This window comes from Massilia sp. LXY-6, from assembly GCF_051233485.1.
Taxonomy (GTDB): domain Bacteria; phylum Pseudomonadota; class Gammaproteobacteria; order Burkholderiales; family Burkholderiaceae_D; genus Telluria.
This window is the reverse complement of record NZ_JBKFGF010000004.1, coordinates 1-10,800: the sequence shown is the minus strand read 5'-3', so window position 1 is coordinate 10,800 and position 10,800 is coordinate 1. Positions and strand designations below refer to the sequence as shown.

General features: G+C 65.4%; 11 protein-coding genes, 1 pseudogene and 1 riboswitch. Of the genes and pseudogenes, 7 read left to right on the top strand and 5 right to left on the bottom strand.

Annotated features, from left to right (window positions below):
* A partial coding sequence (locus ACI48D_RS02560; RefSeq protein ID WP_435569642.1) for a hypothetical protein occupies positions 1 to 368 on the bottom strand: 368 nt, incomplete at its 3' end.
* A gap of 59 nt (positions 369 to 427) precedes the next feature.
* Complete coding sequence (locus ACI48D_RS02555) at positions 428 to 1,324, bottom strand: LysR substrate-binding domain-containing protein (protein ID WP_435569641.1); 897 nt, start codon at positions 1,322 to 1,324, stop codon at positions 428 to 430.
* 110 nt (positions 1,325 to 1,434) lie between these two features.
* Between ACI48D_RS02555 and ACI48D_RS02550 the strand changes: the two genes are divergently transcribed.
* Positions 1,435 to 2,649 (top strand): MFS transporter, encoded by a 1,215-nt coding sequence (locus ACI48D_RS02550; protein ID WP_435569640.1) that lies wholly within the window; start codon positions 1,435 to 1,437, stop codon positions 2,647 to 2,649.
* Between the two features lie 54 nt (positions 2,650 to 2,703).
* Here ACI48D_RS02550 and ACI48D_RS02545 read toward each other — a convergent pair whose 3' ends face one another.
* On the bottom strand, positions 2,704 to 3,417 hold the full coding sequence (locus ACI48D_RS02545) for a glutathione S-transferase (protein WP_435569639.1): 714 nt from the start codon (positions 3,415 to 3,417) through the stop codon (positions 2,704 to 2,706).
* Between the two features lie 190 nt (positions 3,418 to 3,607).
* Here ACI48D_RS02545 and ACI48D_RS02540 point away from each other — a divergent pair, with 190 nt between their 5' ends.
* A complete protein-coding gene (locus ACI48D_RS02540) occupies positions 3,608 to 3,829 on the top strand; it encodes a hypothetical protein (RefSeq protein WP_435569638.1) in 222 nt (73 codons plus the stop codon).
* Positions 3,830 to 4,079: 250 nt separating this feature from the next.
* On the opposite strand, the gene ACI48D_RS02535 is transcribed toward ACI48D_RS02540, so the two are convergent.
* Positions 4,080 to 4,508 carry a hypothetical protein gene (locus ACI48D_RS02535; RefSeq protein WP_435569637.1) on the bottom strand — a complete coding sequence of 143 codons (429 nt, stop codon included), beginning with the start codon at positions 4,506 to 4,508 and terminating at the stop codon, positions 4,080 to 4,082.
* Between the two features lie 172 nt (positions 4,509 to 4,680).
* Between ACI48D_RS02535 and ACI48D_RS02530 the strand changes: the two are divergent.
* Both ACI48D_RS02530 and ACI48D_RS02525 read left to right on the top strand, forming a co-directional pair.
* Positions 4,681 to 4,983 (top strand): annotated as a pseudogene (locus ACI48D_RS02530) (integrase core domain-containing protein); the annotation flags it as partial.
* 364 nt (positions 4,984 to 5,347) lie between these two features.
* Positions 5,348 to 6,310, top strand: coding sequence for a DUF535 family protein (locus tag ACI48D_RS02525; RefSeq protein ID WP_435569636.1), 963 nt, complete (start codon positions 5,348 to 5,350; stop codon positions 6,308 to 6,310).
* Positions 6,311 to 6,440: 130 nt separating this feature from the next.
* Here the strand turns inward: ACI48D_RS02525 and ACI48D_RS02520 are convergent, their stop codons facing one another.
* Positions 6,441 to 6,695, bottom strand: a complete 255-nt coding sequence (locus ACI48D_RS02520) for an AtuA-related protein (protein WP_435569635.1) — start codon at positions 6,693 to 6,695, stop codon at positions 6,441 to 6,443.
* Between ACI48D_RS02520 and ACI48D_RS02515 the strand changes: the two genes are divergently transcribed.
* The 3 genes from ACI48D_RS02515 to ACI48D_RS02505 form a co-directional block, all read left to right on the top strand.
* Positions 6,609 to 7,088: a LysR substrate-binding domain-containing protein gene (locus tag ACI48D_RS02515; RefSeq protein WP_435569634.1), complete on the top strand. Its 480-nt coding sequence runs from the start codon at positions 6,609 to 6,611 to the stop codon at positions 7,086 to 7,088. The genes ACI48D_RS02520 and ACI48D_RS02515 overlap by 87 nt on opposite strands.
* 58 nt (positions 7,089 to 7,146) lie before the next feature.
* Complete coding sequence (locus tag ACI48D_RS02510) at positions 7,147 to 8,304, top strand: iron-containing alcohol dehydrogenase (RefSeq protein WP_435569633.1); 1,158 nt, start codon at positions 7,147 to 7,149, stop codon at positions 8,302 to 8,304.
* Between the two features lie 155 nt (positions 8,305 to 8,459).
* Positions 8,460 to 8,563, top strand: a riboswitch (TPP riboswitch).
* Between the two features lie 92 nt (positions 8,564 to 8,655).
* A partial coding sequence (locus ACI48D_RS02505) for a TonB-dependent siderophore receptor (protein WP_435569632.1) occupies positions 8,656 to 10,800 on the top strand: 2,145 nt, incomplete at its 3' end.

Sequence of the window (10,800 nt, the reverse complement as noted above, 5' to 3'; positions counted from 1 at the left end):
CCGGTGGGCGCGCCCACCGCCGCAGCGGGATGCCAGACCGTGGCCGGCGCGATGCTGTCCTCGATCGCCAGCTTGCGCGGGCCGGTGCGCCGCTCCATCGTCGAGGCCAGCGACACGCGCCAGCTGCCTGCCGCCATCTGGCGCTCGGCCGGGCTCAATCGCACCTGCATCAGCTTTTCGGCTTCGGCGAAGGTGGCGGGCGTGACCTCCGGGCCGACCGCCGGGGTGGCGCCGAAGGTCGGGGGAGCGCCGGGCGTCGCCACGCCAGGCGTGTCGGTGGCTTGCGGGAGGGGTTCACCACGGGCGACGCCGGCAACGGCGAGCAGGCCGAGCGGCGCATTGATCAGGAACTGGCGGCGTTGTTTCATGGGTCCTCTGCTGGTTGAAGCTGTTTGACATGGGCTGTTTTCAATATTAACAAAAAGCATCATGTTTCGAGCACGCCGGCCAGCCTGCGCGCCAAAAATTCGACCAGGGCCGCCACCCGCGGCGCCAGCGCACCCTGCTTGTAGAACACCGCCCAGACGGGCTGGGTCCAGGGCAGCGCGGCCTCTTCCAGCAGCGGCACCAGGCGGCCGCTAGCGACGTCGGCGCCGGTCAGGAAGTCCGACAGGCTGACGATGCCGGCGCCACAGAGGGCCAGGTGGCGCAGGGTCTCGCCGCTGGAGGCCGTCACCTGCGGCCTGGCGAGCACGCCCTCCTGGCTGCCGTCGCGCAGCGGCCAGGTGTTCAGCGAGGCCGGCGCCGTGAAGCCCAGCAGGCGGTGACGCGCGAGGTCGGCGGGCGTGGCGGGCCGGCCGTGGCGCTCCAGGTAAGCCGGCGCGGCCAGCACGCGGACCCGGCTGCGCCCCAGCAGGCGCGCGTTCAGGCTGGAGTCGGGCAGGATGCCGATGCGGATCGCGACGTCGACCTTTTCCTCGATCAGGTCGACGACGGTCTCGCCGCTGGTCAGCTCCAGCGACACCTGCGGATACGCGTCGAGGAAGTCGGCCACCAGCGGCGCCACCAGGTGGTCGAGCGCCGGGGTGGCGGCATTCACCCGCACCAGGCCGGCCGGATGGCCGCGCCGCGCCGCCGCCTGGGCTTCGGTATCGGCCATTTCGGCCAGCACCCGGCGCGCCCGCTCCAGCAGCCAGGCGCCCTCCGCGGTCAGGTCGAGGCGCCGCGTGGTCCGGTGCATCAGGGTCATCCCCAGCGCTTTCTCAAGCCGCGACACGGTGCGCGACACGCCCGACGGCGTCTGCCCGAGCTGCTGGGCGGCAGTCGAAAACGATCCCGTTTCCGTGACGGTGACGAAGGCAATCAGGGCGCCGATGTCCAGCATTTGTGACTCCGAGTCAAAAGTCTATTGTACGGCAGCATGTTTTTCTTGCACGCCGCGATCGTCAGAATGCTGGCTTCGATCAAGGCAAAACGGAAACAGGAGAACACACCATGCCACTCGCACTCTGGGCGCTGACACTCAGCGCCTTCGCCATCGGAACGACCGAATTCGTGATCGTCGGCCTGATCCCCACCATCGCCGCCAGCCTGCAGGTGTCGGTGCCCTCAAGCGGCCTGCTGGTCAGCCTGTATGCCCTCGGCGTGGCCATCGGCGCCCCGGTGCTGACCGCCCTCACCGGCCGCATGCCGCGTAAACTCCTGCTGCTCGGCCTGATGCTGCTGTTCACGGCCGGGAACCTGCTCGCCTGGATGGCGCCCGGCTACGCAGCGCTGATGGCCGCGCGCGTGCTGACCGGCCTCGCGCACGGCGTGTTCTTCTCGATCGGCTCGACCATCGCCACCAGCCTGGTGCCGAAAGAGAAAGCGGCCAGCGCGATCGCGCTGATGTTCAGCGGCCTGACGGTCGCCCTGGTGACCGGCGTGCCGCTCGGGACCTTCATCGGCCAGCACTTCGGCTGGCAGATGACTTTCCTGGCGGTCGCCATGCTGGGCGTGGTCGCCTTCGCCGGTATCGCGCTGCTGGTGCCCCGCACGATTGCGGGCAGCAAGCCTTCCAGCCTGCTAACCCAGCTTTCGGTGCTGAAGAAGCCGCGCCTGCTGCTGGTGTATGCCATGACCACCCTCGGCTACGGCGGCACTTTCGTCGCCTTTACTTACCTGGCGCCGATCCTGCAGCAGGTGGCCGGTTTCTCGGCCGGCGCGGTGGGCCTGGTGATGCTGGTGTACGGCGTCTCGGTCGCCTTCGGGAACATCTGGGGCGGCAAGCTGGCCGACCGCAGGGGACCGGTGCGCGCGCTGCAGATCGTGTTCACGTTGCTGGCCGCCGTGCTGCTGGTGCTGCAGTTCACGGCCGCGAACAAGGTCGCCGTGCTGGTCACCGTGCTGGCCTGGGGCGCGGTCGCCTTCGGCAACGTGCCCGGCCTGCAGGTATATGTGGTGCAGCGCGCCGGCCGCGATGCGCCGCAGGCGGTGGACGTGGCCTCCGGCCTGAACATCGCCGCCTTCAACGTCGGCATCGCGCTCGGCGCCTGGGGTGGCGGCCTGATCGTCGATCGCATCGGCCTGATGGCCACGCCCTGGATCGGCGCCCTGGTGGTGCTCGGCGCGCTGGCCCTCACTACCCTGGCCGGCCGCCTCGACCGGCGCGACGCGGCGCGCGGCATCGCGGCGCCCGCTGCGGCCGAACCCGTCGGCCTCACGCATTGAAGCATCCAGGAGTACAAGCCATGACCCGCGCCTTCCCCCGCCTCGGCTACCGCGTTATTCTTCCAGCTCCGGATAATGCCGGAAAATCCCCTCCTCGTTGAACGGCACGCGCCGCTTCGACTTCAGGTAGGCGGCGATGCGCGGGCGCTTCGCTACCCGGTCGCGCAGCGCGGCCATCAGCGGATAGCCGGCGTCGATCCGCCCCATCGTCGCCGGGAAGGCGTAGCGCAAGCCTTCGATCAGTTGGAACAGCGACAGGTCGGCATAGGTGAGCGTGGCGCCGGTGAGGTAGTCCTTCGGCTCGGGCCGGCCGAGGATGCCCTCGAACCAGTCGAAGAACTTCGGGATCCGCGTCTCGATAAAATCCGCGGCGCGGCGCTTGGCTTCCGGGCGCTGGTCCTCGTAGTACAGCGAGGTCGCGATCGGGTGGTGGGTGTCGTGGGTTTCCGCGACCAGGTCGGCGATCGTCAGCTGCAGCTGGTTCACCCACAGCCGGCCGGCATCGTCGCCGGGCGCCAGGCCATGCCGCTGCCCCAGGTACAGCAGGATGTTCGCGGTCTGGCCGATCGTCAGCTCGCCCGCCTTCAGGAAGGGCGGCGCGAACGAGGGGTGGTCGGGGCCGTCCATCGCCGCCATCATGCGCGCCATGCCGCCCGGCTCGCGGGCGACGTCGACGTACTCCACCCCGGCCTCCTCCAGCGCCAGCCGGACGAATTCACCGCGACCCTGGATCGTCGGCCAATAAAATAGTTCGTAGGGTTGCACCATGATAAATTTTGTTCATGTATGGTCGGATGGTCATGGTAGACCGTGCAGCCATCTTGAGAAGCACGACACGTATCACGGGTCGAGCAATCAAATTTGAGCAAGTTAACTATATGATTTAAAAGAATTTTTGTTCTTTTTCTTGGCAGACTCGGCCGTAGAATGAACGCTCTTCCAACATCTGGAGCTCATCATGGCTGACTTAAAAGAAGTGCAAGCGTTGAACGCTGAGCGCATTGTTTCGCAATTCTTGGCAGTGCAGAAGGAACTGAGGGGCAGGGTTGAGGAAGGCGATGTAGATAAGATTTCTGCAACCTTGACCGCTGCACTGTTCTCAAGCGATGCAGGGGCGAAAGCCTGCGGCGTTACCGATGGCAGGCAGCCGCGTTTAGCTCCCCCTCGCGGCTTTCCTTGACGCTTCATGCTCCCGGGCTGTCACTGATAGATGGCAGTCCGGCAGCATTCGCTATTTTTGTCAACGCATTAACACGATTACGGGCCTTGTTTCGCGCGCAATTGACGGCGAAGTCGGAAGTTATCCGCCACTACGCCAACAAGGACGAGAGTAGTTAGCGTACTAAGCGCATCGCTTCCAAGGTAGTGCCAGAATGCCCAGGCGATCAAGGACACTCCAGCACCTGTGGCGAGCAACAATAGCGAGTCCTTCATTTGAAGTTCTCGTAGTGCTTAATGTATTTTCGACCTGATACGCTTGAGTTGTAAAGGCCCGGTCGTCGGTGGAAAAGCGACGTGAGCCAGGTCCGGTTCCATCCTCGCCTTGAAGCTTCAAGCAAAACATCGGCTAGCGAAGTTCCACCGCTCATTGTTCGGCCTGTCGCAACTGCAAGGCTGCCGATTACTGCCCCAGCATAATAGGAAGCGCCTAAGGCCCCTAGCACGGTTAGTCGCTCCAATTTAGTGCCTGCGCCTGCCAACTCCCTCACAGTGACTTTTGTCCCGAACTTGTCGATATAGGCAAGGATGGCGCTTATTGTCGAGATAGCAAGTGCCTGCGTTCCATAAAGGCTTGCCGGTGGTGCGGTAAGCCCGAGGGATTCCATGTTCTCTTTGAAGTAATCGTAAAATTCTGACATCGTAGCCTCCAAGCTGGACGACCCACCAGCACTGCCAGTGGAACCGGGATTCTTGCCCGTTTGCCCAGGTGCGACCTTGGCAGGCGTCACCGACTCAGGCGAGATAGATCAACGGCCTGACCTGATCGGAATCTTGTAGCCAGCCGGATAGTTAGTCTTCATGTTATTTTGTATCCGCTCGGACAACGGTGCCGAATTCACCGCCACGGCCGTCATGAAATGGCTGCGCGACCAGAACATCGGGCCGGCTTACATCAAGCCAGGCAGTCCATGGCAGAACGGCTTCGTCGAGAGCTTCAACGGCAAGCTGCGTGATGAATGTCTGAACCGGGAATGGTTTGTCAGCCGGCAGGAGGCCAAGCTGATCATTAAGAAATGGCGGCACTTCTATAACAATGAGCGGCCGCATCCTGCACTTGGCAACCGCACTCCCGCCACAGTCGGACGTGAACGGCGTCAGGGACAGGCTGCTTGAAGTCGAGGACTAACAATCGCTGTGGCTACAAATTAGCCGATCAGGTCAGTGCATGATTCTAGCCTGCTAAAAAAGTTCGTACACCATGCGACCCTCCTCAACTTATTCGGCATGACTCAATTATTCATTACGATTTCGATGTTCGGCGCGGCAATCGTGCTAGTCTTGCAAATGGCAACGTTTGCCTGACAAAAAATCAACAAGAGACATCGTGATCACGAATAAAAAGACCGAAGGGATGCGTTATCGAGCGTGGCGATCTTGACCTGCCCAGCATTTTATTTCCATTGAGCAATATCACCCTGCCGCCAAGGCCGGTGAGTCAAGATAGAACCACCCTGATAATGAATGCCCGGAGCGCACCATGATTTTCGCTCACCTCACCAAACACTGGATGGCCCGCCGCCGCCAGTACAGCCTGACCTCCTGGATCCTCTGCATCGCACGCAGCCTGCGCGTGCTGGCCTACTGGCGCGACCACCGCGCCCTGTGCCAGCTCGGCGTCTACCGCCACCACGTGGCGCTGCCGCCGAACGACGACCTGTTCCACCACCTCAGCCACCGCGACTACTTGCTCAAGGGCCTGTCGGCGCGGCGCCGCGTGCAGGCGGTCCTGAGCCACTACCGCTTCGAGGAAACCACCTTCAACGACGCCTACAAGCAGGCCGTCTACGGCAGCCGTTGCCTGCCGCTGTGGCAGTACGAGGCCGAAGGCAGCCGCTTCACGATCCAGCTCGAGATGGCCTCGCGCAGCAATGCGGAGGGCGACTTGACCCTGGCCCTGGTCGCCGACGGCAAGTGCCTGCATCGCCTGTCGTTCAGCTGGCTGGAAGGCCACATGGTCGGCGCCGATGCGCCGGTCGTCCCCTTCATCGCCCGCAACCAGGGCCGCTGGGTCGATTCCGGCGCCGCCTTCGAAGCCTTCGAACGCGTCTTCCCGAACAACTCCCCGAGCTTCTTCTGCTTCGCCGCGATGCAGGGCGTGGCGCAGGCGGTCGGCATCGACCAGGTCGTCGCCATTCGCAGCGAAGACCACATCGCCTACGACCCCGATCCGGAAAAGCACTTCGCCAACGCCTACGACGGCTTCTGGAAGATCCTGGGCGGCGTCGAGATGCCCGGCAGGCAGGGCTACCGGATTCCGCTGCCGTTCTACGTCAAGCCGCTGTCCGAGATGCCGTCCAAGCACCGCAAGCGCGCCGCCCAGCGCCGCGAGCACTGGCGCCTGATCGGCGAATCCGCCCGCACTACGCTGCAGCGCCACCTGCTGCATGCACGCGCCCACGTCGAGCACCCGGCGCCGGTGCTGGAGCCGGCACAGGTCTGAACCCGGCAGCGCGCTCTCCGCCGCGGCACATCTCCACCACGACGCATCGCGAGCTCGACGCATCTCGAGCTCGACGTATCAAGGCCGCTGATCTCTCAGCGGCCTTGTTGATTTTCTCGTCCGCAACCCCTCACCCGAGCTCGATATCGAGGATGGCGGAGCTCAGCGACTTGCCATGCGCGTCGAGGGCCAGCGAGCGCGTGACGCCACCGCCCAAGGCGCCGTGCATGACGAAGTTCATCGCGCCCAGTCCAGGCAGGAGGAAGCGCTGCACCTCGCCATGCACGATGCCGGCAAAGTGGGCTTTCACACGCCCGGCGCCAACCTGGCCGAATTTTCGACGCGAACGCTGTGCAGCGATCCGTTTTACCTGGTGTGCCGGCACGACCACCCGCTGGCCCGCAAACGCAAGATCAAGTTGCGTGAGCTTGCCGGCTGCGAGTTGATCCACCTGGCGCCTTCGTCGAGCGTGCGCCAGCATGTCGACCAGCTCACGCGCGGCATCGCGGTGCAGCATGCGGGCCTGGAGGTGGAACATCTGGCGACGGTGGCCGGCCTGATCAGGCATGGCCTGGGGGTGAGCCTCGTGCCGGAGCTGACGCTGTTCCAGTTTCGCAGCATGGAGCTGGTGGCGATTCCGCTCGACACCGATGTCGTGGCGCGTCCCATCCTGATCGTGCAGCACAAGGAACGCCCATTGTCGAACGCCGCGCAGGGCATGCTGGAGCTCATCGAGGCGCGGCTGCGTTCCACCAGGCGTTCAGCCGGCACGCTGTGACGTGTTCCGGTCCGATGCGCGATAATCCCCGTCTCTGCAACCCGAAGGGGGATTTATTTTGCTTAATTTCGACTTCCACAATCCGACCCGCATCCTGTTCGGCGAAGGCCAGATCGAGCGCCTGGCGCGCCTGGTGCCGACTGGCGCGCGCGTGCTGGTGCTGTACGGCGGCGGCAGCATCCGCGCCAACGGCACCTACGACGCGGTCATGGCCGCGCTGGACGGCCACACGGTGTTCGAATTCGGCGGCATCGAGCCGAACCCCAGCTACGAGACCCTGGTCGAGGCGATCGCCCTGGTCAAGCGCGAGAACCTCGACTTCCTGCTCGCCGTGGGCGGCGGCTCGGTCATCGACGGCACCAAGTTCGTTGCCGCCGGCGCGAAACTCGACGACGATCCCTGGACCATCCTGGAACAGCACGCGAAGAACGTGCGCGCGGCCCTGCCCTTCGGCGCCGTGCTGACCCTGCCGGCCACCGGCTCCGAGATGAATTCCGGCAGCGTGATCACCAAGAAGGCGACCCAGGAAAAGTACGCCTTCATGTCGCGCCTGGTGTTCCCGCAATTCGCCATCCTCGACCCGACCCGCACCTACACCCTGCCCGCGCGCCAGGTCGGCAACGGCATCGTCGACGCCTTCGTGCACATCATGGAACAGTACATGACGGCGTCAGGCAACGCGAAGGTGCAGGACCGCTTCGCCGAGGGCCTGCTGCAGACCCTGGTCGAGGAAGGCCCGCGCGCGCTGGCCGAGCCGGACAACTACGATGTCCGCGCCAACCTGATGTGGACCGCGACCCTGGCCCTGAACGGCCTGATCGGCGCCGGCGTGCCGCAGGACTGGGCCACCCACATGATCGGCCACGAGCTGACCGCGCTGTACGGCCTCGTCCACGCGCAGACGCTGGCGGTCGTGCTGCCTGGCATGCTGCGCGAACGCCGCGACGCCAAGCGGGCCAAGCTGCTGCAGTACGCGGCGCGCGTGTGGGACCTGGTCGAGGGAGACGAGGATGCGCGCATCGAGGCGGCGATTGTCCGTACCGAGGAGTTCTTCCGCGCGGTCGGCGTGCCGACCAGGCTGTCCAACTACGGCCTCGGCAAGGATGTCGTGCCGGCCGTCGTGAATGCGCTGGAGGCCCACGGCATGACGAAACTGGGCGAGACCGGCGACGTCACGCCGGAAGTCAGCCGCCGGGTGCTGGAACGCTGCGCGTAATCCGACGAACTTCCGTGGGGTGGGCTCCCGGAGCCCACCCATCCCATTGGCGCTGGACGCCCGTTGCGCGAATCCCACATTACGCGGCGCGCCTGAACGGCGTTCGACCGCCGTTGGCAGAAGCACCACGCCCACCCGCATCCATGCTACACTCGCGCCTTCGCTAGGGGTCCTCGCAGCTATTGTCGCTGCCGGGTGAGAGATACCCTCCGTACCTGATCTGGATAATGCCAGCGAAGGAAAGCGCAAGGCGGTGCCTGAGATGGCGCCCACTCCTGTTTGCCCTTCCCCAGTTGGCTCCGGCTTTCGACAAAGCAGCGACGCCGAGCGGCGCGCGAAGACGAGCAAACGATGAAACCTGAACTGAAGTATTCGATCCTGGCCTGCGCCATCCTGCAGGCATTTTCCGTACACGCACAAACCCAGACGGCCGACCAGCCGATCACCGAGGTGGTCGTCACCGGCGCCCGTACCGGCCTGGAGCGCGCCGCCGTCGGCGGCTTCTCCGACGCCCCGCTGTGGGAAACCCCGGCTTCGATCACCGCGATCGGCCGCACCCAGATGCAGGACCTGTCGATCCGCTCGACCACCGAGGCCATGCGCTACGACGCTTCGGTCAGCGACGCCTACAACGCGGTCGGCTATGCCGAGCAGTTCTCGATCCGCGGCTTCGCCCTCGACAACAACTACAGCTACCGCAAGGACGGCTTCGCGATCCCCGGCGATACCCAGATTCCGCTGGAGAACAAGGAACGCATCGAGGTGCTGAAGGGCCTGGCCGGCCTCACCGCCGGCGTCGCCACCCCGGGCGGCATCGTCAACTACGTGACCAAGCGCCCGACCAATACGCCGCTGCGCTCGGCCACGGTCGAAGTCAGCGAGCGCGGCACCCTGTACGGCACGGTCGACCTGGGCGGACGCTTCGACGACCGCCGCTTCGGCTACCGCATCAACGCCGCCGCCGCCGACCTGCACTCCTACGTGCGCGGCGCGAACGGCGACCGCCAGTTCGTGTCGGGCGCCTTCGACTGGCAGATCACCCCGGACGCGCTGCTGCAGCTCGACCTCGACTACCAGCACAAGGCGCAGATCACGGCGCCCGGCTTCCAGCTGATCCGCAACGAAGTCCTGCCGACCGGCGTGTCGGCCAGGATGCTGCTGAACGACCAGCCCTGGACCCGTCCGGTCGACACCCGCGACACCAACCTCGGCCTGCGCTTCGAATACAAGCTGGCGGACGGGTGGAAAGCGACGGTCGCCGCCAACAAGCACTGGTTCAAGCGCGACGACTTCACCGCCTTCCCCTACGGCTGCAGCAACGAGGGCGCGGGCTTCTATCCGGGCTACTGCTCGAACGGCGACTACGACGTCTACGACTACCAGAGCGTGGGCGAGCGCAAGAGCCCATGGGGCCTGCAGGCGATGCTGCAGGGCCGCTTCGCCACCGGCGCCATGCGCCACGAGCTGACGGTCGGCGCCTCCTACTCCGAGCGCCACGACAGCTTCGGCGACTACGTCTACGACTACGTCGGCTACAGCAACCTGTGGCATCCGCTGGTCTCGCCGCACGCCGCCGCCGACCGCGTCACCGGCCCCGTGTTCGAACGCCGCAGCGACCAGGAAAGCGCGCTGTTCGCCCAGGACATCGTGACCCTGAGCCCGCAGCTCACCCTGCACGGCGGCCTGCGCTACGTGCAGGCCAAGCGCAGCGACTGGGAAGAAGACCGCCCGGTGCTGCACACCGCCGGTTACGTCGCCAGCAAGGATTCCTTCCTGCTGCCGAGCGTAGCCCTGGTGTATGGCCTCAACCGCGACTGGAACGTCTACGGTTCCGTGAGCCACGGCCTGCAGCACGGCGGCATCGCGCCGATGCAAACCGCGAACGAGAACCAGGTGCTGGAACCGGCCCGCTCGAAGCAGTTCGAAGTGGGCGCGAAGGGCCGGCTGGCTGGCCTGAACCTGTCGGCCTCGCTGTTCCAGATCCGCCAGGGCCTCGAATACACCGACCCGAACCGCACGGTGGCCGTGGTCGTCGACGGCGAGACGCTGCAGCGCCACCCCTTCGTGCGCGGCGGCCGCGAGACCCACCGCGGGCTCGAACTGTCGGCCGACGGCAAGCTGGGCGCGGACCTGCAGGCGGGACTGTCGCTGATGGCGCTGAACACCCGCCAGGACGGCACCGGCGACCCCACCATCGACGGCAAGCGCGTCACCGACGTCCCCAACTTCAAGTCGACCGCCTGGGTCGAGTACGCGGTGCCGCAGGTGCCGGGCCTGAAGGTCGACGCCAACTGGCAGTATTCGGGCAAGAAGGCGTTCGACGTCGAGAACCGCGTGACGGTCCCGGACTACCACGTGTTCGGCCTCGGCGCCGCTTACGCCATGCACCTGGGCGCAACCCGCGTGACGCTGCGCGCCCGCGTCGACAACCTGTTCGACAAGTTCTACTGGCGCGACGTCACTCCGGCGCTGGGCGGTTACCTGCTGCCGGGCGCG

Bases quoted from the DNA above. Each gene is read 5' to 3' on its own strand.
- ACI48D_RS02555 (WP_435569641.1), bottom strand. From the start codon at position 1,324: ATGCTGGACATCGGCGCCCTGATTGCCTTCGTCACCGTCACGGAAACG.
- ACI48D_RS02550 (WP_435569640.1), top strand. From the start codon at position 1,435: ATGCCACTCGCACTCTGGGCGCTGACACTCAGCGCCTTCGCCATCGGA.
- ACI48D_RS02545 (WP_435569639.1), bottom strand. From the start codon at position 3,417: ATGGTGCAACCCTACGAACTATTTTATTGGCCGACGATCCAGGGTCGC.
- ACI48D_RS02540 (WP_435569638.1), top strand. From the start codon at position 3,608: ATGGCTGACTTAAAAGAAGTGCAAGCGTTGAACGCTGAGCGCATTGTT.
- ACI48D_RS02535 (WP_435569637.1), bottom strand. From the start codon at position 4,508: ATGTCAGAATTTTACGATTACTTCAAAGAGAACATGGAATCCCTCGGG.
- ACI48D_RS02525 (WP_435569636.1), top strand. From the start codon at position 5,348: ATGATTTTCGCTCACCTCACCAAACACTGGATGGCCCGCCGCCGCCAG.